At 63.8% G+C, this 19,799-nt stretch carries 22 protein-coding genes and 1 riboswitch (1 of these 23 only partly in view); of the genes, 6 read left to right on the top strand and 16 right to left on the bottom strand.

Going from position 1 to position 19,799, the window contains the following annotated elements:
- The 4 genes from AADZ90_RS01885 to AADZ90_RS01900 all read right to left on the bottom strand — a co-directional run.
- On the bottom strand, positions 1-345 hold the 5' end (the start) of the coding sequence (locus tag AADZ90_RS01885; protein ID WP_367309456.1) for a SixA phosphatase family protein. The gene continues 453 nt to the left of window position 1, outside the view; 345 of the gene's 798 nt are visible here — the first part of the coding sequence; it begins with the start codon at positions 343-345; the stop codon falls past the left edge of the window.
- A 13-nt stretch (positions 346-358) separates the two neighbouring features.
- Entirely contained in the window at positions 359-964 is a 606-nt protein-coding gene (msrQ, locus tag AADZ90_RS01890; protein WP_367309455.1) for a protein-methionine-sulfoxide reductase heme-binding subunit MsrQ, read from the bottom strand.
- Positions 964-1,863 carry a protein-methionine-sulfoxide reductase catalytic subunit MsrP gene (gene msrP, locus AADZ90_RS01895; protein ID WP_367309454.1) on the bottom strand — a complete coding sequence of 300 codons (900 nt, stop codon included), beginning with the start codon at positions 1,861-1,863 and terminating at the stop codon, positions 964-966. Before msrP ends, msrQ begins: the two co-directional genes overlap by 1 nt.
- A 90-nt stretch (positions 1,864-1,953) precedes the next feature.
- Positions 1,954-3,435 carry an FMN-binding glutamate synthase family protein gene (locus tag AADZ90_RS01900; protein ID WP_367309576.1) on the bottom strand — a complete coding sequence of 494 codons (1,482 nt, stop codon included), beginning with the start codon at positions 3,433-3,435 and terminating at the stop codon, positions 1,954-1,956.
- Between the two features lie 240 nt (positions 3,436-3,675).
- Between AADZ90_RS01900 and AADZ90_RS01905 the strand changes: the two genes are divergently transcribed.
- From AADZ90_RS01905 to AADZ90_RS01915, 3 genes are all read left to right on the top strand, one after another.
- A complete protein-coding gene (locus tag AADZ90_RS01905; RefSeq protein ID WP_367309453.1) occupies positions 3,676-4,155 on the top strand; it encodes a fasciclin domain-containing protein in 480 nt (159 codons plus the stop codon).
- Positions 4,156-4,348: 193 nt separating this feature from the next.
- Entirely contained in the window at positions 4,349-4,876 is a 528-nt protein-coding gene (locus AADZ90_RS01910; protein WP_367309452.1) for a dTDP-4-dehydrorhamnose 3,5-epimerase family protein, read from the top strand.
- The gene (locus tag AADZ90_RS01915; protein ID WP_367309451.1) at positions 4,863-6,173 is read left to right on the top strand and encodes a glycosyltransferase family 2 protein; all 1,311 of its coding nucleotides are present in this window, start codon (positions 4,863-4,865) and stop codon (positions 6,171-6,173) included. The genes AADZ90_RS01910 and AADZ90_RS01915 overlap by 14 nt, the downstream gene beginning before the upstream one ends.
- 18 nt (positions 6,174-6,191) lie before the next feature.
- Here the strand turns inward: AADZ90_RS01915 and AADZ90_RS01920 are convergent, their stop codons facing one another.
- From AADZ90_RS01920 to AADZ90_RS01940, 5 genes are all read right to left on the bottom strand, one after another.
- A complete protein-coding gene (locus AADZ90_RS01920) occupies positions 6,192-6,938 on the bottom strand; it encodes a M48 family metallopeptidase (protein WP_367309450.1) in 747 nt (248 codons plus the stop codon).
- Between the two features lie 110 nt (positions 6,939-7,048).
- Positions 7,049-7,192 carry a hypothetical protein gene (locus AADZ90_RS01925; RefSeq protein WP_367309449.1) on the bottom strand — a complete coding sequence of 48 codons (144 nt, stop codon included), beginning with the start codon at positions 7,190-7,192 and terminating at the stop codon, positions 7,049-7,051.
- A gap of 192 nt (positions 7,193-7,384) precedes the next feature.
- Positions 7,385-8,554, bottom strand: a complete 1,170-nt coding sequence (locus tag AADZ90_RS01930) for an aminotransferase class V-fold PLP-dependent enzyme (protein WP_367309448.1) — start codon at positions 8,552-8,554, stop codon at positions 7,385-7,387.
- Between the two features lie 185 nt (positions 8,555-8,739).
- Positions 8,740-11,355, bottom strand: coding sequence for an ATP-dependent chaperone ClpB (gene clpB / locus AADZ90_RS01935; RefSeq protein ID WP_367309447.1), 2,616 nt, complete (start codon positions 11,353-11,355; stop codon positions 8,740-8,742).
- Between the two features lie 131 nt (positions 11,356-11,486).
- Positions 11,487-12,065, bottom strand: coding sequence for a TetR/AcrR family transcriptional regulator (locus AADZ90_RS01940; RefSeq protein ID WP_367309446.1), 579 nt, complete (start codon positions 12,063-12,065; stop codon positions 11,487-11,489).
- A gap of 97 nt (positions 12,066-12,162) precedes the next feature.
- Here AADZ90_RS01940 and AADZ90_RS01945 point away from each other — a divergent pair, with 97 nt between their 5' ends.
- Positions 12,163-12,756 carry an NAD(P)H-dependent oxidoreductase gene (locus AADZ90_RS01945; protein WP_367309445.1) on the top strand — a complete coding sequence of 198 codons (594 nt, stop codon included), beginning with the start codon at positions 12,163-12,165 and terminating at the stop codon, positions 12,754-12,756.
- A 32-nt stretch (positions 12,757-12,788) separates the two neighbouring features.
- Here AADZ90_RS01945 and AADZ90_RS01950 read toward each other — a convergent pair whose 3' ends face one another.
- Positions 12,789-13,769 (bottom strand): putative sodium/potassium/calcium exchanger, encoded by a 981-nt coding sequence (locus AADZ90_RS01950; RefSeq protein WP_367309444.1) that lies wholly within the window; start codon positions 13,767-13,769, stop codon positions 12,789-12,791.
- A gap of 116 nt (positions 13,770-13,885) precedes the next feature.
- Between AADZ90_RS01950 and pyrF the strand changes: the two genes are divergently transcribed.
- Together pyrF and AADZ90_RS01960 are read left to right on the top strand one after the other, a co-directional pair.
- Positions 13,886-14,593 carry an orotidine-5'-phosphate decarboxylase gene (gene pyrF / locus AADZ90_RS01955; protein WP_367309443.1) on the top strand — a complete coding sequence of 236 codons (708 nt, stop codon included), beginning with the start codon at positions 13,886-13,888 and terminating at the stop codon, positions 14,591-14,593.
- Positions 14,594-14,677: 84 nt separating this feature from the next.
- Positions 14,678-14,890: a hypothetical protein gene (locus AADZ90_RS01960; RefSeq protein ID WP_367309442.1), complete on the top strand. Its 213-nt coding sequence runs from the start codon at positions 14,678-14,680 to the stop codon at positions 14,888-14,890.
- A 227-nt stretch (positions 14,891-15,117) separates the two neighbouring features.
- Here AADZ90_RS01960 and AADZ90_RS01965 read toward each other — a convergent pair whose 3' ends face one another.
- The 6 genes from AADZ90_RS01965 to AADZ90_RS01990 all read right to left on the bottom strand — a co-directional run bounded on the left by AADZ90_RS01965 (position 15,118) and on the right by AADZ90_RS01990 (position 19,729).
- Positions 15,118-15,384: a hypothetical protein gene (locus tag AADZ90_RS01965; RefSeq protein ID WP_367309441.1), complete on the bottom strand. Its 267-nt coding sequence runs from the start codon at positions 15,382-15,384 to the stop codon at positions 15,118-15,120.
- 4 nt (positions 15,385-15,388) lie between these two features.
- Positions 15,389-15,664: an NfeD family protein gene (locus tag AADZ90_RS01970; RefSeq protein ID WP_367309440.1), complete on the bottom strand. Its 276-nt coding sequence runs from the start codon at positions 15,662-15,664 to the stop codon at positions 15,389-15,391.
- Positions 15,664-16,557 (bottom strand): SPFH domain-containing protein, encoded by an 894-nt coding sequence (locus tag AADZ90_RS01975; RefSeq protein WP_367309439.1) that lies wholly within the window; start codon positions 16,555-16,557, stop codon positions 15,664-15,666. The genes AADZ90_RS01970 and AADZ90_RS01975 overlap by 1 nt, the downstream gene beginning before the upstream one ends.
- Positions 16,558-16,606: 49 nt before the next feature.
- On the bottom strand, positions 16,607-17,848 hold the full coding sequence (locus AADZ90_RS01980) for a D-amino acid dehydrogenase (protein WP_367309438.1): 1,242 nt from the start codon (positions 17,846-17,848) through the stop codon (positions 16,607-16,609).
- A 127-nt stretch (positions 17,849-17,975) separates the two neighbouring features.
- A riboswitch (glycine riboswitch) is annotated at positions 17,976-18,076 on the bottom strand.
- A 149-nt stretch (positions 18,077-18,225) separates the two neighbouring features.
- Positions 18,226-19,245, bottom strand: a complete 1,020-nt coding sequence (locus AADZ90_RS01985) for an NAD-dependent epimerase/dehydratase family protein (RefSeq protein WP_367309437.1) — start codon at positions 19,243-19,245, stop codon at positions 18,226-18,228.
- A gap of 76 nt (positions 19,246-19,321) precedes the next feature.
- A complete protein-coding gene (locus AADZ90_RS01990) occupies positions 19,322-19,729 on the bottom strand; it encodes a hypothetical protein (RefSeq protein ID WP_367309436.1) in 408 nt (135 codons plus the stop codon).
- Positions 19,730-19,799: the final 70 nt, after the last annotated feature.

Consider the following 19,799-nt stretch of genomic DNA (forward strand, 5'->3'; position numbering starts at 1 on the left):
ACCGAGCGCCCGCATCGCCGCGCGGCCCTCTTCATCCATCACCCGCTGGTTCTCGCAATCCGTCGGGGCGACATCCTTGCGGTCCAGAAAACTCCAGTCGGTTGGCCCGTGCCGCATCAGAAAAACGATATCGTCGCGCAGGAACAGTTCATCGACCATCTGGAACGGCTCGAACCGCAACCGATCCTGCACCGCCTCTTCGCCGTTGGGCATCGTCACACTCATCTCGCCCATATGGGTCGAGACCTGGCCGACATTGCCCTGAAGCCCTTCCTCCTGCGCCGCGGCCATCCCCGCCATCAACCCAAGCGAAACGCCCACACCCATCGCAGCCAAACGGTTCATCTCAATCTCTCCTTCAAGCAGCCACACGTCGCTTGACCGGCTTCAGCCGGAGAACGAGCAGCCCAATTGTTACGACGAAGTAGGCGATGGGCTCGATCTGAAAACCCCTGGCCAGCCAAAGATAGTGCAAACAGGCAAGCAAAACGGCGGGATAGACAAGTTTGTGGACACGCCGCCATAAAATTGGGCCCATTTTGCGGATGATCCGGTTGGCCGATGTCGCGGCCAGCGGGATCAGCAGCACGAAGCCGACCATCCCGACCGTCACATAGGGCCGCTTCACGATATCGGCCCAGACCCGGCTCAAGCTCTGCACGTCGAGCAGCGCCCAGACCAGGAAATGCGCCACGACGAAGAAGAAGGCGATCAGCCCCAGCGCCCGGCGGAACTTGATCAGGTTGATGCGAAGATATTCCCGGATCGGCGTAATCGTCAGGCTCGCGATCAGCATCGTCAGCGCCGCCTCGCCATATTGCCGTTCCAGAGTGTTGATCGGCTCGACCCAGGCGCCGGACAGGCCCAGCCAGAATTGCCAGCCCGCATAGGCCAGGGCGGCGAGGTAAAGCGGCCACGTCGGGAACTTCCGCGCGGCGGCGTTAATCCCGTCCTTTACCGACATCAGATCTGAACCGTCAGATCCATGCCCTCATACAGATCGGCGACCTCGTCCTCATAGCCGTTGAACATCAGGGTGTCCTGGCGCGAGTTGAACAGACCCCCGCCGATCCGCCGCTCGGTCGCCTGGCTCCAGCGCGGATGATCCACGTTCGGGTTCACATTACTATAGAAGCCGTACTCGCTCGGGTTCAGATCGTTCCAGGTCGTGAACGGCTCTTCCTCGGTAAAGGTGATCCGCACGATCGACTTGATCGATTTGAAACCGTATTTCCACGGCACGACCAGCCGGATCGGCGCGCCGTTCTGGTTCGGCATCGGCTCTCCGTACAGCCCCGTCGCCATGATCGTCAGCGGATGGCGGGCCTCGTCCAACCGAAGCCCCTCGCGATAGGGGAAGTTCAGCACCTTGCGCCGCACGCCGATCATGTTGTCGGGCTGCACCGCCGTCTCGAACTGGACGTATTGCGCCGAGGGCAGCGGCGTCACCCGGTCCAGGAGCTGCGACAGCTCGAACCCGTTCCAGGGGATCACCATCGACCACGCCTCGACACAGCGGAAGCGGTAGATCCGTTCCTCGGTCGGGATCTCGGAGAGCGCCGCGAAGTCCAGCGTCACCGGCTCTTCCACCGCCCCATCGATCGTGATCGACCACGGCTCGGTCTGCAGCTTGTGCGCGTTCTTCGACGGGTCGCTCTTGCCCGTCCCGAATTCATAGAAGTTGTTATAGGTCGTGATTTCCTCGAACGTGTTCGGCTCAAGCGGCTCGTCCGATGCTCGCGCGCCCATCGGCGCAATCGCCCCCAAACCGGCAAGTCCAGCAAGGATCTGCCGCCGTTTCAGCCACAGTTCTTTTGGTGTCACATCGTCCTGTGTCAGTCGGTCAATCCGGCGTCGGGTCATCGGGCGTCCAAGCCTCCGTTCCTGCAGCGCGTCCCACGCCCTATAAAGAAAGAGCGATCTGCCGCTCTGCCAAGGTTTGTTACAGACCTTTCATGTCGCACCCTGTGGATAAAGCGCCGACATCGGGACCGAAGTTCCATCGGCCTGCACGATCCGCACATGGCTCCGCCGCAAAAGCCGCGGTTCTGCAACTCCCACAGAATGGGCGATGGTTTCCACATCGCTCACGATATTCTGAGCGTAGCGTGCGACCCGCTTGTCCTTGTCCTCGACCACCAGCCCCTTCTGAAATCGCTTCTGATGGGTCGTGATCCCGGTCGGGCAGGTGTTCTTGTTGCACTTCATCGCTTGGATGCAGCCCAGTGCGAACATGAACCCGCGTGCCGACGTCACGAAATCCGCCCCGGCGCACAGCGCCCAGGCCACATCGCCTGGCACCATCAGCTTGCCGCTCGCCACGATCCGGATCCGATCTTTCAGCCCCGCCGCATCCCGCAGGTCCGCCAGCCGCGGCAACGCCTCCCGGATCGTCATCCCTACCAGATCGATCAGCGGCATGGGCGACGCCCCCGTGCCCCCCTCGCCCCCGTCCAGCGTGATGAAATCCGGCGCACTCTCCTCCCTCCGCTTCACGATCGCCGCAAAGAAATCACCCATCGCATCCTGATCGCCCATCACCGTCTTGATGCCCGTCGGAAGCCCCGACACCTCGCGGACATGGGCGATGAAATCCAGAAGGTCGTCCCAATCATCGACCCCCTCGTGCCGGTTGGGCGAAATCGAATCCTCACCTTCCGGGATCCCCCGCACCTCGGCGATCTCGGGTGTGACCTTGGACGCGGGCAGGATCCCGCCCTTCCCGGGCTTCGCGCCCTGCGCCAGCTTGATCTCGATCATCCTGACCTGAGGATGCGCCGCGATCTCCCGCAGCTTGGCGTCGTCCAGCCGCCCCTCGGAATCCCGCACACCATACTTCGCCGTCCCGATCTGAAAGACGATGTCGCAGCCGCCTTCCAGATGATAGGGCGACAGGCCACCCTCCCCGGTGTTCATCCAGCAGCCCGCCATCTTCGCCCCGCGGCTCAGCGCCCGCACCGCGGGTTTCGAGATCGCGCCATAGCTCATGCCAGAGACATTGTAGATCGACCGCGCCTCGTACGGCTCCCGCGCGCCGGAGCCGATCACCATCGGCTCGGAACTGGCATATTGATCATCGAGCGGCGGGAAGGCCGCGTTCGCGAAAATCGGCGTCCCCGCCACGGCCAGGTTCCGGGTCGACCCGAAAGCCACCGTATTCCCCTTCCCCTCACCGGCCCGCTTCACCCATTCCCGCTGCGCGCGGTTGAACGGCAGCTCTTCCCGGTCCATCGCGAAGAAATACTGCCGAAAAAATTCCCCCAGCGCGGTAAAGAGATGCCGGAACCGCCCGATCACCGGATAGTTCCGCCGGATCGCGTCGCCATGCTGCGTCCGGTCGATGATGAACAGCACCAGCGCAACCGCCACTCCAACCCCGATCAGGACGACAAAGCCCACGGCCAGAAAACTCAGCACCTGACCGGCAAATTCCATCGCTGGCATCATATCGGGCCCTCCTGCCGCGACCCTGCGCGACGGCCGGGCAGGCGGCAAGACGCTCGGCGAAAAAGTGCGTCTTCACCTTCGCGTGATTGAAATGCGCGGGCGGGACTGCTTAGTGATACTCCGCAAGGCGTCAAGGCGGTGCGTGGAAAATTTTTACACATCCAAAACTCTCTCCCTTGCGTTACATATTCGATGCCACTGAGGCATTGCCCAAAGGGAGTAACGAATATGCTTCGCAATACACTGATCGCCCTGGCCGCCACGACGGCGCTCGCCACCACCGCTTTTGCCACGACCGGCGAAAAGGACATCGTGGACACCGCCGTCGAAGCCGGCAATTTCACGACGCTCGCCACCGCGCTTGAAGCTGCGGGTCTGGTCGAGACGCTCAAGGGCGAAGGGCCGTTCACCGTCTTTGCACCCACGGACGAGGCGTTCGCCGCCCTGCCCGAAGGCACGCTCGAACAGCTGCTGGCCAACCCCGATCAGCTCGCCGCGATCCTCACCTACCATGTCGTCGCCGGCTCGGTTGAATCGACCCAGCTCGAAGACGGCATGACGCCGACCACCGTCAACGGCGCGACCGTCGAGATCGACCTCGACAGCGGCGTAATGGTGAACCAGGCCACCGTGACCTCGGCCGACATCATGGCGTCGAACGGCGTGATCCACGTGATCGACCAAGTGATCCTGCCGCCGGAAGGCTAAGGCGCACTCCAGACAGGCCAAAGGCCCGGGCTCTCCGCCCGGGCCTTTTTCATGCCTGCCCTTGCGGCAACCTGGACACCGATTCATAGTCCCGGCAGCGATCCGATGTTTTCCGGCAGCCACGGGGGCAAATGCACGGCTGGCGGCCATCGGTTTGATAGAAAACCCACTTATACTTGCTGGGAGTGGCACGATGGACCTCAAACTCGACAACTTCAAACCTGACGAACCCTGGATACCTGAGAAGACAGATACGGCGGCCCATGACGGCCAGCTTATCGACGGCGTCACGATCACTCCGATCAAGGTCTACGGCGACCACCGAGGCGAACTTGTCGAACTCCTCACCCTCCGCGACGCTCACCCCGACGAAGAACCGATCGTTCACGTCTATCGGGTCACGGCCGTGCCCGGGTCGATCCGCGGCTGGGTCTACCACGAACGTCAGGCAGATCGCCTCGCCTATACCCAAGGCCATTTTCGGATCGTCCTCTACGATATCCGCAAGGGCAGCCCGACCGAGGGCATGATCAACGTTCTTGAACTCGGGGAAGACAATCCAGCGCGCCTGAGAATCCCAGCCTTTGTCGTTCATGCGGTTCAGAACCGCGGCGAAACGGCCAGCTTCGTGAACCTGCCCACCAGTATCTACGACCCGGCCATGCCCGACAAATGCCGCCTGAAATACCCCGATCCAAGCGTCCCCTATGAGTTCGACTAGGGCGGCGCCTGTCTTCACGGTCGTGATGGCCACGTACAACCGCAGCCATCACATCCTCCCCTCGATCCAATCCGTCCTCCGCCAGAGTCTCACCGATTTCGAGCTTCTGGTGATCGGCGACTGCTGCACCGACGATACCGAAAAGGTGGTCCGCGGTGTTGCGGATGAGCGGGTCCGGTGGCTGTCGACCCAAGAACGCTGGGGCACCCAATCGGGGCCCAACAACACCGGCATCGCCGCTGCCAGAGGCAGCTACATCGCCTATATCGGCCACGACGATATCTGGAAGGACGACCACCTCCGAAACCATCTGGAAACCTATCGGAAAACGGGGGCCGACTGCGTCGTCAGCGGCCTCGTCGCGGATGAGGGCGCAGGGCCCGACTACATCTGGGTCTTGGGTCTCATCGACGGGCCGGACGCCGCCCGAGACAACTTCTTCCCGCCCAGCAGCGTCTCCCATACCAAGGATGCCGCAGCACGCGCCGGACCCTGGCGGCGCCCCGACGAGACAGAGCTTGCGGTTGATTCAGATTTCCAGGTGAGGCTGATCGATGCGGGCGGCCACTTCGCGTCGACGGGCAAGATCTCGGTCTTCAAGTTCACCGCATCAAGACGCTATCTCTCCTACCTCTTCAAGTCGTCCGACGAACAGAACGCTCTTCTCGAACAACTCTCCGACGACCCCGCCTCGGTGAACGTGGACGAGATGGTCGAACATGCCAAACGCAACGACCGCTTCATGTCCGCGACCAACACGAGCTTCGCCAACGTGCGGCAGCAGTCGCTGAAAACGCGCGGCCTTGATCTGCCCCCGCTCGAGCCGCTGGGTTCGATACACATGCTCAGGCAAGACGACGACGCCCGCGGCGCCGATTGGCATGGGCTGCGGAAGAAGAACCGCGGTCTCCGCTTCGCCGGACCGAATGCAATCGCCCGGCTGCTTCTCCCCGTCACGTCATCCGGGCCGGTGCGCCTCTCCATGCGGCTTTGCGTTCTTGACGGGGCCGATCTGTCCCAGATCCGGTTCACGCTGAACGACACGCCCGTTCAGCCCAAACTGACCCGCCTGCGAAAGAAGAAGATCGGGCGCCTCTGGCAAGCAACCTTCGAGGGTGAGTTGAAGGCCGACAGCTACTCGTTTCTCAAGCTCATCCACCCGCCCGACCAGATGGTGAAGACCATCTCAAAGCGGCCAACCGGCCTTGGTGTCGGAACGGTCATCCTCTGGCCGGCAGACACGCGACATCCCGCAGGCCCCGTCTTGTCCTTCGCCTCGCGTTTCATTCGGATCTAGGCGCACCTCGTACCCGGCTCACGTCAGTTCCGGCAGCATCGCCTCGATCTCGCGGATCCGCGACCGGGGCGCGGGATGGGTCGACAAGACCTCCGGCGCCCGTCCGCCACGACGTTGCATGTTCCGCCACAGCTCGACCGCCTCGCGTGGATTGAACCCCGCCCGCGCCATCGCCGTCAGGCCCAGCCGGTCCGCCTCCAATTCCTGCTTGCGAGAATACGGGAGCAGCAATCCGACCTCCGCCCCCAGCCCAAGCGCAGCAGCAATTTCCTCCGCGTACTGAATATCCGCCGCATCAAGCAGGGCGGTCACGATCCGCATCCCTGTACCTGCAACCACTTCCGCCTCGACCCGTTCCTTGCCGTGATCCGCCTGCACATGGCCGATTTCGTGCCCCACGATCGCGGCCAGCTGATCGGCATTCTCCGTCACCTTGAACATGCCCTCATAGACGCCGATCTTGCCGCCGGGCAGGGCAAAGGCATTGGCCTCCGGGCTCGCGAAAACCACGAACTCCCAATCCGACGGTGTCTCGTTCGCCTTCCGCAAGAGCCGCACCGCGACCTGATCCAGCGCCTCCTGCAGGTCGCTCCGCCCCGACCGCGGCACGGTCGACGCGATCTGCTTCCAGCTTTCCAGCCCCATCTGCTCGATCATCTCGTCCGAGATCAGATCGGGCCGCTCGTCGCACGCGGCCAGCGGCATCGCCGCCGCCATCGCGCCCAGCGACAGGAACCGGCGGCGGCTGAAACAGATCTGGCACATGCGGACACCTTTCAGTTTCCCCGCAAACGCCCGCGACACCACCCGCGTTCCCCAAAGAAAAAGCCCCGCCGAACCGGGCGGGGCTTCTTGGTTCTCAGGGCACCGACAGCCTAATGCACTACCGCCTCCGCAGGCGGCCGCCGGGTCGAGGATGACATCCGGTCGCCCACGATCAACCCGTCGGCCCCGGCGCTCACCGGCACGGTGTCGCCATCGGCCACGTCGCCTGCCAGCAGCATCTCGGCAGACATCATCGCGTCGAGCGTCGTGATCCATGTGATCGACCAGATGATCCTGCCACCGGAGAGCTAAGGCGCGCCTTAGACACACCCAATGCCGGCGAATTCGTCCGGGCCTTTTTTGTCATTATGACCGACCATTATTCTACGGCAGCTTCGCGGGACGGAGCCGACCTTCATCGACTTGCCTTCAATGTCTGGTCACGGTCAAATCGTCTTCACAGCCATAACAAAGCGCGCGATCTCATCTTCGGTATTGAAATAATGAACGGAAGCGCGCGTCATGGATTCAAGTCCGCGCGGTTCCAGATCGAGCCGGGCGTAAGGCATCGCGGAGACTGACACGTTGATCGACTTGGTCCGCAACTGATCGGCCATCGCTGCGGGCTCAATTCCGTCTTTCGTAAATGTCACGATGCCGCACTTTCGCTGCCCCAAATCATGAACCGAAACACCTTTGATCTCGGTAAGCGCATCGCGCAGTTCTTGGGCAAGGTTGGCGACACGAGTTTCGACATTGGCCAGACCAAGTGCACGCGCGTATTTCACCGCTTCCATCAACCCGACGCGACCCGCGACAAAGCTCTCCCAGTTTTCAAATCGCTTTGCGCCCTTAACAAATTCAAAACTGTTGGCCCCTGTCCACGTAGCGGAAAGAAGGTCGATGAACGGCGGATCAATCCGGTCCATGATGTCCTTGCTGACATAAAGAAACCCTGTGCCTCTCGGCCCGCGCAGGAATTTACGGCCGGTTCCGGAAAGCATATCGCACCCAATCTCGGCGACGTTCACGTCGATCTGGCCGACAGACTGACAGGCGTCAAGGAGATAGATTACACCATGTTTACGGGCGATTTTTCCGATTTCGGCAGCCGGGTTCACAAGACCGCCCTGTGTCGGCACATGCGTGATCGCGATGAGCTTGGTGTTTGGGCCGATCATGTTGTCCAAAGCAGCCACGTCGATCTGGCCGAACTCATCTGACGGGACGAGATCAATCTCAAATCCAAGGCGACGAGACTGCTGCAGCAACGCCAGATAATTGGACGCATACTCTGACCCGTGGGTGATAACTCTGTCGCCCGGTTTCAGATGCAACCCGTAAAACGCCATGTCCCATGCACGTGTCGCATTCTCGACAAAGGCAATCTCATCGGGATTGGCGTTTAGAAGCGCTGCGAACTCGGTATAAAACGCTTGTATCTGAGCTTGCGCTCTGCGTTCGGCCTCATATCCGCCTACCGCATTTTCATCGCCCAATACGGATTGGAGCGCATCAAAAACCGGTTTAGGCATAAGAGATGAGCCAGCATTGTTGAAATGCAAAACAGTCTCACAACTCGACGTATCCAAACGGACTTTTTCGATGTCGATCATAACGCTTCTCCTTGTCGTGTGACCTAACAATCCAACCAGGCGAAGACAACGCATTGGTGGCCACTTGCTGGGAAGCAGACTTTCGCTGCTTGTGCATGGCAAAGAAGTTTGGGCTCAAAGCAGCCGCGCGACACAGTAACCAAATGAAAACCCCGCCACACGGGCGGGGTTCTTTCTCAAGTACCTCAGTGCACCACCGCCTCGGCCGGCGGCTGCCGGGTCGAGGATGACACGCGGTCGCCCACGATCAGCCCGTCGGCCCCGGCGCTCACCGGCACGGTGTCCCCATCGGCCACATCGCCGGCCAGCAGCATCTCGGCCAGCGGATCCTGCAGCGCCCGCTGGATCACCCGCTTGAGCGGCCGTGCGCCGAAGACCGGATCGTAGCCCTCATCGGCAAGCCACTTCATCGCGCCCTCATCCAGCTCCAGCGCGATCTTCCGCGCCGCCAGCCGCTTACGCAGCCGTCCCAGCTGGATCTCCACGATGCCGTCCATGTCTTCCCGCGTCAGGCGGTCAAAGATGATCTGATCGTCCAGGCGGTTCAGGAATTCAGGCCGGAAATGCGCCCGCACCGCGTCCATCACGTCCTGCTTGGCCTTCACCGCATCCGACCCTTCAGGCAGCTGGCTCAAGGCCTGCGACCCCAGGTTCGACGTCAGTACGATCAGCGTCTGCTTGAAGTCCACCCGGTGCCCCTGCCCATCGGTCAGCACACCGTCATCCAGCACCTGCAGCAGCACGTTGAAGACTTCCGGGTGCGCCTTCTCGACCTCGTCGAACAGGATCACCTGATAGGGCCTGCGCCGCACCGCCTCGGTCAGCACGCCGCCCTCATCATAACCGACATAGCCCGGAGGGGCGCCGATCAGGCGGGCGACCGAATGCTTCTCCATAAACTCCGACATGTCGATGCGGACCATCGCGCTGTCATCGTCGAAGAGGTACTCGGCCAAAGCCTTGGTGAGCTCGGTCTTGCCGACGCCGGTCGGTCCGAGGAACAGGAACGAGCCCAGTGGACGGTTCTCGTCCTGCAGCCCGGCCCGCGCCCGGCGCACGGCGTTCGAGACGGCGGTTACCGCCTGCCGCTGGCCGATTACACGCTTGCCCAGCTCCTCTTCCATGCGCAAGAGCTTCTCGCGCTCGCCTTCCAGCATCTTCGACGTCGGGATGCCGGTCCAACGCTCGACCACGCCCGCAATCTGCTCGGGGCGCACGGTCTCTTCGACCATCAAGCCGCTCTCGCTGCTCTCGGCTTCGGCCAGCTTCTTCTCCAGTCCGGGGATCACGCCGTAGGACAGCTCCCCGGCCTTCGCCAGGTTGCCCTCGCGCTTGGCGATATCCAGCTCGGCCCGCGCCCGGTCCAGCTGTTCCTTCAGCTCCCGCGCGCCTTCCAGCTTGTCACGCTCCGACTGCCAGCGCGCCGTCATCTCGGACGATTGCTCCTGCAGGTCGGACAGCTCTTTCTCCAGCTTCTCAAGGCGATCCTTCGACGCCTGATCGTCCTCCAGCCGCAGCGCCTCCGCCTCGATCTGCAATTGCAGGATCTGACGGTCCAGCGCGTCCAGCTCTTCGGGCTTGGAATCCACTTCCATCCGCAGGCGGGACGCGGCTTCGTCCATCAGGTCGATCGCCTTGTCCGGCAGGAACCGGTCGGTGATGTAGCGGTTCGACAGATGCGCCGCGGCCACCAGGGCGCTGTCCGAAATCCGCACCCCGTGGTGCAGCTCGTATTTCTCCTTGATGCCCCGCAGGATCGACACCGTATCGTCCTCGGTCGGCTCGCTCACCATCACCGGCTGGAACCGGCGGGCCAAAGCCGCGTCCTTCTCCACATGCTTGCGATATTCGTCCAGCGTCGTGGCGCCCACGCAGTGCAGCTCACCGCGGGCAAGCGCAGGCTTCAGAAGGTTCGACGCATCCATCGCTCCGTCCGCCTTCCCGGCGCCGACCAGCGTATGCATCTCGTCGATGAACAGGATGATCTCACCGGCGGCGGCCGTGACCTCCGACAGGATGGCCTTCAGCCGCTCCTCGAACTCACCGCGATACTTCGCGCCCGCGATCAGCGCGCCCATATCCAGCGCCAGCAGGCTCTTGTTCCGCAAGCTCTCGGGCACGTCGCCATTGACAATCCGCAGGGCGAGGCCCTCGGCAATCGCCGTCTTACCCACGCCGGGTTCCCCGATCAGAACCGGGTTGTTCTTCGTCCGCCGCGAAAGCACCTGCATCGCGCGCCGAATCTCCTCGTCGCGCCCGATGATCGGGTCGATCTTGCCTTCCCGCGCCCGCGCGGTCAGGTCCATCGCATATTTCTTCAGCGCCTCGTACTGATCCTCGGCGCTGGCGCTATCCGCCGTGCGCCCCTTGCGCACGTCGTTGATCGCCTGGTTCAGCCCCTGCGCCGTTACACCGGCCTGGGCCAGCGCGTCCTTCGCCGCCGACCGCACCACGGCCAAAGCCGTCAGAAGCCGCTCGACCGGCACGAAACTGTCGCCCGCCTTCTTCGCGATCTTCTCGGCCTCGTCGATCACCCGGCCCGTTGCGGAATCCAGATACACCTGCCCCGCATCGCCCGACACCTGCGGGATCTTCGACAAAGCCAGATCCGCCGCCTCGCGCACCGCCTGCGGGTTGCCCCCCGCGGCCGAGATCAGGTTCGACGCGAACCCCTCCTCGTCATCCATCAAAGCCTTCAGAAGGTGTTCGGGGGCCAGCCGCTGGTGGCTCTCCCGCATCGCGATCGTCTGCGCCGCCTGAATGAATCCGCGCGACCGCTCGGTGAACTTGTCCAAGTTCATGTCCTGTCTCCTCGTCTAAGCGCCCGTCTCGCGATCCGCCCGCCCGGCGGCACGGATCCCCTTGGGCCTCTTCGATCCGAGATGGGTGTGACCTCACCGTTGCGCAAGAGCAACAAATGGGAAAATGGCCCTCAAACGGCGGGCATCAGCCAGGCCCGCAGATAGACCGCCAGCCGGTCTCGCATCGCCTGATCCGAATGCAGCATGCAGAAATGCAGCGCCATTGCCTGCACCAGAAACGCCTGCACCCCCTCGGCCAGCAAATCCGCCGGCACATCCCTGCGAAACGGCCCCTCGTGCAGCCACCCTACGGCGATATCCATCTGCCGCCCGAAGGTCCGCGCGATCGGTCCGATCTCTTCCACCGCCGCCGCGCCGGAATAGCGCAGGATCAGGTCGAATACGTAGCGTTCGCAGGTCATGAACCGCATCAGCGACACCAGCGCGGCGACCATCTCATCGACATCGCGCGGAGCCTCCCCCGCCTCGATCTCATCGAGGATCCCGTTAATCCGCGCGCCCACCAGCTGATCCATCAGCGCATCCTTGTCGCGGAAATGGCTGAAGAACGTCCCCTTCGCCACGCCCGCACGCAGAACGACCTCTTCAACCCGTAACGCCTCGAACCCCCGCTCCGCGACCAGCGCATCGGCAGCGGCGATCAGGCGCGCCCGCGTTTCGCGCGCTCTTTTCTGAACAGGTTCGGCCATGAACCCTCTTCGCAGATTTTCTGACCACGGTCAAATTCTCCTTGACCACGATCGCCTTTACCCAATATGACCACGGTCACTTTCAAGGAGCTACACCATGACCCCCAAGCGCATCTTCATCCTCGACGGCCACCCGGGAGAGGCCTCCCTCTCCCGCACCTTCGCCGAAACCTACGGCGCCGCCGCGACGGCCTCAGGCCACGAGGTTCGCATCGCCCACCTCTCCGACCTCGACTTCGATATTGATTTTGGCGGCGGAGGCTACAGCCACAGCAAACCCCTCGAGCCCACCCTCACCAAACTCCTGGAAGACCTGGAATGGAGCCAGCACGTCGTCATGACAGCGCCCATGTGGTGGGGCGGCCTGCCGGCCAAGCTCAAGGGCCTGATCGACCGCATCCTCCTGCCGGGCCGCGCCTTCGACACGCGGAACCCCAACGCGATCGGCCTCCCGGCCCCGATGCTCTCGGGCCGTACCGCCCGCGTCGTCCTCACCTCCGACACGCCCGGCTGGTTCATGCGGCTCGCCTACGGCAACGCGCTGATCCGCCAGCTCAAAGGCCAGATCTTCGGCTTCGTCGGCGTCAAGCCCACCCGCGTGACGTGGTTCTCCGGCGCCAGCCATCCGAAGGGAAACCAGATCGACAAATGGCTGGGCAGCATCCACCGGCTCGGCACCGAAGCGGCCTGACGAAAAGGCCAGCCTCGCGACTGGCCCTTTTCTTATTCCGTCGCCGGAGTTTCCTCGTCCCGCCCTTCCGGGCCGGACGGTGTCGGCACGAACGGTGCGGCGCCGCCGTCCGGATCGCCGGGCGAGCCGTCATTCGGGTCGATCACGGGTTCCAGCGTGGTATCACTCGTGCCCTCCCGGTCCGTCGGAACAGGCTCGCCATCCGCGGTCAGCCCCTGCGCCTCGATCCCATCGATCACCCGCGGCTCCGAAAACCGGATCGCCATCTCGGGTTCGTCCTCCGAACCAGCGGATGCGCCGTCGGTTGCATCACCGGCATTCGCATCGTCCTGCGTGCCCTCAGCGGCCGGCGCCTCGCCCTGCTCGCCCTCGGCCGGGGCAGTCTCGTCGGACGTCGCATCCTGACCCGCCTCGCCGCCAGTGGCCTCGTCCTCGCCATCGCCGCCGGTCCCGTCGGTCGAGCTGTCACTGGCCGGCGCCTCCGTCTCACCGCCAGTATCCTGACCGCCCGTCGCGTCCTCGGTGGCATCGGCCCCGTCGCTCTCGGTCGTCTCACCCTCGACTGGCTCACCATCATTATTGGCCTCCGGCGCAATCTCCGCGCCGCTGCCCTCCAGTTGCTCGGCCGGCGGATCGGCAACCTCATCCGGCGCATCCTCGGCGATATTCCCGCCGACCTCGTCATTGGCCCCCGGACCAGGCGCGTCACCGACGCCCTGCACGCCCTCATCAATCTCGGTATTCGCGCCTTCCTCGATGATCGACTGCTCTTCGCCGGTATCGTCCAGCCCTTCCTGCGCCTGGTCGGCCGTCCCGTCCGGGAGCGTCCCCGCCCCGGTCGGCGGCACGTCGACCTCCTCCGACGCCGGGTTGCTTTCCACAGCAACCTCCCGCTCGGTCAGTGCCAGCAGCACCGCAACAAGCAGGATCGTCCCCGCGCCAAGCCCCAGGATCATCCAGAAAACGCTGATGCCCCGGTCACTCCGGGCCGGCTTCATGTCCATACCCGCCATCGGGTCACCTCCGTTATCGCTCGGCAGGACAACGGCCACCCGCCCCCCGGGTTCCGCAGCACCTTGACGCGAGGCACCGCACCCGTCACTCAACCCCGACCCTGACCGGAGGCACCATGTCCGACAAGCTCATCGTCGCCCTCGACCTGCCGCATGCCGTCGCCGGGCTGGAAATGGCCGACCGCTTGGGTGATGCCGCATCGTTCTACAAGATCGGCCTGGGCATGCTGACCGGCGGCGGGCTCGCGCTCGCGCGGGAACTCAAGGATGAACGCGGCAAGCGCATCTTCCTCGATATGAAGCTCTTCGATATTGGCGCGACGATCGAAGCCGCCGTCGCGGGCCTCGCCCAGTTCGACCTCGACTTCCTCACCGTCCACGGCGACCCCAACGTAGTGACCGCCGCCGCCCAGACGAAGGGCGAGATGAAGATCCTCGCCGTCACAATACTCACCTCGCTGGACCGCGCCGACCTTGACGCCGCGCTCATCCAGCCCGGCGACGTGGCCGAAATCGTGGCAACCCGCGCCGCCCGCGCGCTCGAGGCCGGGGCCGACGGCGTCATCGCCTCCGCGCAAGAGGCCGCCGCGATCCGCGCCCTGCCGCAGGCCGACGGCAAGCTCATCGTCACCCCCGGCGTCCGCCCTGTCGGCAGCGCGGGCGACGACCAGAAACGCATCGCCACCCCCGCCCAGGCCATCGCCGCCGGTGCCGATCACGTCGTCGTCGGACGCCCCGTCTGGCGCGCGCCCGACCCTCGCGCAGCCGCGCTCGCGATCCAGTCCGAACTCGCCTCCCCCCAGGCCGTCGCCCCGAACGCCTGACCCCGGTGCCCTTGAAACTTTTGCCCGCCCATGCGCATTGACGCGTGGGAAGGGGCGAAAGGCCCGTCAATTGCAGGAGCCGGCATGACAACGGCAACGCTGGGAAAGATCCGCTACAATGCGGGATCCGCCGCCTACGAGGCGCTGGCCGAATTCCGCGACAGCGGTGCGACCCGCCGCTACCCGTGCAGCGTCGAAGCCCCGCTCAACGCGCCGATGACCGCGATCAAGGAAGCACTCCTCCAGGACGCCGAAGACCGGGCTGCGACGCCCGGGACACTTTTCAGCCGGGTCTAAGAGCTACTAGGCGAAAGAGATAAAGCGCCGGGCGAGCGCCTGACCGGGGGCTGGCGCAGCGACGGCCGAACGATGCGCTTGATGGCAGCCACGCTCGTCCCACAGGTGAAACGGGCAGTGCTCCGGCCCCAAAGCGCCAGACCGCCGCGCCGGTCAGGCACTCGCCCGGGCAGCGGCGGTGCCGCTTGATTCCGGGCGTGTAGTGACAAGCGGCGAGCGACGTCCACTCAAAGTCCACCCCTCACGTTCCGCTTGCACGTCTCCGGCGCCTTGCCCGTCCGGCTATAGGCCGTCGCCCGGCACGTGGCGCAATGGTACTCGCGGAAAGCGCCCCTGCCGGATCCCGTTTCGGACCACTGGCACGGGCGCTTCGTCGTCAGCTTTCGCCAGACGGGATCGGCCCGCGCCGCAACCTCGTCGCGGGCCCGGTCCCTCAGATAAAGCCTCCAGAACGCGAAGGCCAAGATCGAAACTGTGGCGATAACAAGCGGCATCGGATCAGTCGTTGATGTCCTTGTCCCAGTACTTCACCTGCCCCTTCTCCAGTTTGAAGAAGTGCCGCAAGCCAACATACATCACCGCCGAGATCACGGCGCAGATCACCAGGAGCGCGGGCATCGAGAAATCGGTCAGTACGCCGACCCCCAACAGAACCCCCACGATCGCGGCGCCGGACGCAAAGCCGAGTGCCACGAAGCCCGGAATGAGCACTTCGAGGATCCCTAGCACAAGTGCCACGGACAGCCACACCCACCATTGCGTCCAAAGCTCCATCATCCACGTCCTTTCAGCATCTTGAAGGCGTCGCCAAAGGCCTGGATGGCATCGGCGGGCACGACGATCGTCTGCTTGCCCTGGCCACCACCCAACGCCGTCAGCGCCTCGACCTGCTTCAGCGCCACCTGGTATTGTGCCGCCTCAAGCCCGTTCTCGGCAATAGCCGCGGCAACGACCTGCGTCGCATAGGCCTCGGCATCGGCCTGCACGCGGCGGGCCTTGGCGACCTGCTCGGCCTCGTAAAGCTGCGCGTCCGCCGACAGCTCGACCGACCGCTTCTGGCCCTCGGCTTCGGTCACCGCCGCACGACGGGCCCGTTCCGCGTTCAACTGCTGCAGCATCGCGTCGCGCGTCGCCTGGTCCAGGTTCACGTCCAGGATTTCCGCCCGCGTCACCTCGATCCCCCAATCGTCGACCTGCGCTTCCAACTGCTCCTGGATCGCCATGATCAGCTGCGACCGGTTCGACTGGACCTGATCCAGCTCCATCCGCCCGATCTCGGACCGGACGATACCGGCCACCGTCGTCGAAATGGCGCCATCCACGTCACGGATCCGGTAGACCGTCTTTTCCGGCTCGGTGATCCGGTAGAACACGCTTGTATCGACCGTCACCAGCACGTTGTCGGCGGTGATTGCATCCTGGCTCATCGTCGGCAGCTGCCGTTCCAGGATGGAAATCTTATGTGCCACCCGGTCCAGGAACGGCACGATCAGGTTGATGCCCGGCCCCAGAACCGACCGCAGCCGCCCGAATCGCTCGACCACATGCTTTTCCGATTGCGGCACGATCCGCACCGCGGTCGCGATCGCAAAAATGATCAGCAGAGCCAACAGGATGAGAACCAGGTTCCCCCCGATCAGCTCGGAAATCAGTTGCTCTAAATCCATGATCTGTCCCCTTGTCACGAATTGTTACAAAAGGGCAGATATGGGGTATTCAGGCCATTTTGAAGGCAGGGGTAGGGTTTACCTGACCTCTTTCCGGGCCGAGATGCGCCGCAACCACACCCGATACCGCCTGCGCCGTCGCCGCACTCAGCGTCCAGCCCAGATGCCCGTGCCCGGTGTTGTAGAACACGCCCGCCCGGCGCCCGGCGCCGACCCGGGGCATCATGTCGGGCATCATCGGACGCAACCCGGCCCACGGCACGACATTCTCCGTCGACACACCGGGAAAGTGCGTCTCGCACCACTGCACCAGCGGCCGGATCCGGTCCGCCCGGATATCCCGGTTCTCGCCGTTGAACTCGGCCGTTCCGGCAATCCGGAACCGCCCGTCGCCCAGCCGGGACGTCACGATCTTGGCCTTGTCGTCCAGCAGCGACACCGTCGGCGCGGCCTTCCGGCTTTCCTCGTCGCTCAGATTGACCGTGATCGAATAGCCCTTCACCGGATAGACATTCACCCGGTCGCCCAGCTGCGCCGCGAACCGGCGGGACGCCACACCGGCGCACACCACGATGCCGTCAAACCGCTCCCCGTCGACCTCGACGGCCCCGTCCTCGGCCGACACCTCCTCGACCGCGCGGCCCATCTCGAACCGCACGCCCTGCCGCTCCAGCCACCCGGCCAGCCCACAGGTGAATTTATGGATATCCCCCGTCATGTCGCTTTCGGTCCAGAACCCGCCCAGCACTTCGCCGTGCAGTTCCGGGCAGCGCGCCCGCACCTCGTCCGCCGACAGCTCGACGCGCTCCAGCCCGCCTTCGCCCAGCAACGCATTCACCCGCCGCGCATGGGCCAGATCGGCTTGCGTCTTGTAGAAATGCAGGATCCCCGCCGGCGACCAGTCGAAATCCAGCCCCGCCACATCCGCCATCTCCGACAGCCCCGCCCGCGCGGCCACCGCCATCTTCGCCGTGGCGACCGTATTGCGCCGATACTTCGGGATATTCGCCAGAAACTCCGCCATCCACGACACCTTGTGCCAGGACGGCTTGGGGTTCACCAGAAGCGGCGCATCCCTCTGCGCCATCCACTTGATCCCCTTCAGCACCGTCGACAGCTGGTTCCACACCTCGGCGTTCGACGCCGACAGCTGCCCGCCATTGGCGAAAGAGGTCTCCATCGCGCAGTATCGCTGCCGATCAAAGATCGTCACATCGAACCCGCGGCGGTTCAGGTGGTAGGCGGTGGTGACACCGGTGATTCCGGCGCCGAGAACGGCAATATGCGACATGGCTGGATCCTCCAACCTATGCCCCCTCCGTCACTGGCCTGAGAGCTTCACGTCGCGGACTGCTCTGCCCACACGACGCTTTCTCCTTCGGCGGGTCCCGGTTGACCGGAACCACTCTTCGGAGTGTTGCAGACCGCCGGTCCCTTGTGCCTGAGAGTTTACCGGGGCGGTTGCTCCTTCGGCGGCACACCCTTTCCGATTGAGTGTACGCTCTCCCGGACGGCCTGTTTCCTATAGGAAACCTCTATACCGCCCAAAAGTTTCCGTCCAATGAATTTCAATCAACATCGACGTGAGCCGCGCTCTATCGCCGATCTGCCACAGCTATGGGGCGGGGTGATGAAAAGATGACCGGTTCGGGAATGCAGCCTGTCCGGTCAGACCAGCAGGCGTTCCTCTTGCTCCGCACTCATCCCGCCCTTCAGATCCACTTCTCGGCGGCCCAGGTCCCAGTCCAGCAAGGGCGCAAGGGTCTCCTTCAGCGGTCTGCATATCAGCCCCGCGGCTGTCGCCTTCGCGGTGCTCACCTCAAGGAAATAGCGAAAATCCGAAAGAGGCGGCGCCATCATCGGAATATCGACCCACGGCGCGACATCCGATCTTGCGATCTTCTCCTCATCGACCCAGACGAACGCCGCCTCCGATTGCGACAGATCGCGGATCGCATGAAGAACCTCCGAGAAGGGCACGGGCGCACCCGTCACGTTCCAGATCCCCGCAAGACCGTCCGATGCACACAGAACGGCAAACTCAGCGGCATCCCTCACGTCAATCAGCTGAACCGGCCTGTCCTCCGGCGCAGGCGCAGGGATCGTCCGCCGCTCCCCACGCGCCGTATCGATGCGCCGCACCCACCAGGTCAGTCGATCGGTATAATCCCCGGCGCCCACCAGAAGCCCGACCCGCAAGGATGTGGCCCGGTCCCCCAGAACATCCTCCGCCGCAACCTCGCAGGCCCGCTTGAGCGGCCCATAGGACGCCCCATAGGCAAAGGCCGAGGCCCTGCGTTCCGGCGGAAGGCCGGCCGCCACCTCAAGATCATCCTCCGTCGCGCCCGGCACATCCGCCGTCTCGTCCAGCCCCTTCGTGCGAAACGTCCCATAGGCCGAAATCGACGAAATCAGCACATACCGTCCCACCCCATCTCCCAAAGCGGGCAAAAGCGATGTCAGCGCATCGGGCGAATAGGCACAGGAATCGAAGACCCAGTCGAAGGCATACCCGCCCAGCGCGTCCAGCGGTCCATACCGGTCGGCCTGAATGATCTCGGCGGACGCCCGGCTCACGCGATCCGTTTCTCCGCGCGAAAGAATGGCGACGGAATGCCCGGCATCGATCAACGCATCCGCAATCGCCCCGCCAAGAAACCCCGTCCCTCCGACCACCAGACAGCGCATGTTCCAAGGCCTCACCCAATTGGTAAGTCACCACTTACCAATTCAGGCCAGAGCGGTCAATGCAACCCGACCGGCTTCAGAACAACCCGCCCGATTGCTTGAGCGACCGCAGGAACAGCCCCACGCCGCCCACCAGCAGCACGATGATGACCAGCAAATCGAACGCACTCATCCGGGCCAGCTGAAACGTGGTGTTGGCAATCACCCCGACCACCAGCGCCACGACCGACCCGACCGCCAGCCCCCAGCCGATCCAGTTGCGTGAATTGTAGAACACCATCCCCACACCGAACGCGAAGGGGATCAGAATCATCCCCGTCGTCACCGGAAACCCGCCGAGCGAAAACGCCACCATCCCGAACCCGAAGACCGGCCGCACCACGATCCCGTTCAGCAGGAGATACCCGCCCGCGACCATCATCAACAAGCCCAGCAGGAACGTCCCCGTCCCGCCATCGGTCCCACCTGCCCCGCGTCGCGCCATACCCGTCCTCACAATGCCTCAAGCGTACCTATCGCCGCTCAGCCGCCCTTTCCAGACGTCCCCCCTTCAT

The sequence above is a fragment of the Aestuariibius violaceus genome, assembly GCF_040779325.2.
Taxonomy (GTDB): Bacteria; Pseudomonadota; Alphaproteobacteria; order Rhodobacterales; family Rhodobacteraceae; genus Aestuariibius; species Aestuariibius violaceus.

Excerpts from the sequence above, each read along its gene's own strand:
- AADZ90_RS01925 (WP_367309449.1), bottom strand. The coding sequence starts at position 7,192 with ATGATGTCTGCCGAGATGCTGCTGGCAGGCGACGTGGCCGATGGCGAC.
- AADZ90_RS01905 (WP_367309453.1), top strand. The coding sequence starts at position 3,676 with ATGCTTCGCAATACACTGATCGCCCTGGCCGCCACGACGGCGCTCGCC.
- AADZ90_RS01970 (WP_367309440.1), bottom strand. The coding sequence starts at position 15,664 with ATGGAGCTTTGGACGCAATGGTGGGTGTGGCTGTCCGTGGCACTTGTG.
- AADZ90_RS01940 (WP_367309446.1), bottom strand. The coding sequence starts at position 12,065 with ATGGCCGAACCTGTTCAGAAAAGAGCGCGCGAAACGCGGGCGCGCCTG.
- AADZ90_RS01950 (WP_367309444.1), bottom strand. The coding sequence starts at position 13,769 with ATGGCGGGTATGGACATGAAGCCGGCCCGGAGTGACCGGGGCATCAGC.
- msrP (WP_367309454.1), bottom strand. The coding sequence starts at position 1,863 with ATGACCCGACGCCGGATTGACCGACTGACACAGGACGATGTGACACCA.
- AADZ90_RS01945 (WP_367309445.1), top strand. The coding sequence starts at position 12,163 with ATGACCCCCAAGCGCATCTTCATCCTCGACGGCCACCCGGGAGAGGCC.
- AADZ90_RS01985 (WP_367309437.1), bottom strand. The coding sequence starts at position 19,245 with ATGCGCTGTCTGGTGGTCGGAGGGACGGGGTTTCTTGGCGGGGCGATT.
- AADZ90_RS01920 (WP_367309450.1), bottom strand. The coding sequence starts at position 6,938 with ATGTGCCAGATCTGTTTCAGCCGCCGCCGGTTCCTGTCGCTGGGCGCG.
- AADZ90_RS01990 (WP_367309436.1), bottom strand. The coding sequence starts at position 19,729 with ATGGCGCGACGCGGGGCAGGTGGGACCGATGGCGGGACGGGGACGTTC.
- AADZ90_RS01975 (WP_367309439.1), bottom strand. The coding sequence starts at position 16,557 with ATGGATTTAGAGCAACTGATTTCCGAGCTGATCGGGGGGAACCTGGTT.
- AADZ90_RS01960 (WP_367309442.1), top strand. The coding sequence starts at position 14,678 with ATGACAACGGCAACGCTGGGAAAGATCCGCTACAATGCGGGATCCGCC.
- AADZ90_RS01910 (WP_367309452.1), top strand. The coding sequence starts at position 4,349 with ATGGACCTCAAACTCGACAACTTCAAACCTGACGAACCCTGGATACCT.
- AADZ90_RS01915 (WP_367309451.1), top strand. The coding sequence starts at position 4,863 with ATGAGTTCGACTAGGGCGGCGCCTGTCTTCACGGTCGTGATGGCCACG.
- msrQ (WP_367309455.1), bottom strand. The coding sequence starts at position 964 with ATGTCGGTAAAGGACGGGATTAACGCCGCCGCGCGGAAGTTCCCGACG.
- pyrF (WP_367309443.1), top strand. The coding sequence starts at position 13,886 with ATGTCCGACAAGCTCATCGTCGCCCTCGACCTGCCGCATGCCGTCGCC.
- clpB (WP_367309447.1), bottom strand. The coding sequence starts at position 11,355 with ATGAACTTGGACAAGTTCACCGAGCGGTCGCGCGGATTCATTCAGGCG.
- AADZ90_RS01900 (WP_367309576.1), bottom strand. The coding sequence starts at position 3,435 with ATGGAATTTGCCGGTCAGGTGCTGAGTTTTCTGGCCGTGGGCTTTGTC.
- AADZ90_RS01980 (WP_367309438.1), bottom strand. The coding sequence starts at position 17,848 with ATGTCGCATATTGCCGTTCTCGGCGCCGGAATCACCGGTGTCACCACC.
- AADZ90_RS01965 (WP_367309441.1), bottom strand. The coding sequence starts at position 15,384 with ATGCCGCTTGTTATCGCCACAGTTTCGATCTTGGCCTTCGCGTTCTGG.
- AADZ90_RS01930 (WP_367309448.1), bottom strand. The coding sequence starts at position 8,554 with ATGATCGACATCGAAAAAGTCCGTTTGGATACGTCGAGTTGTGAGACT.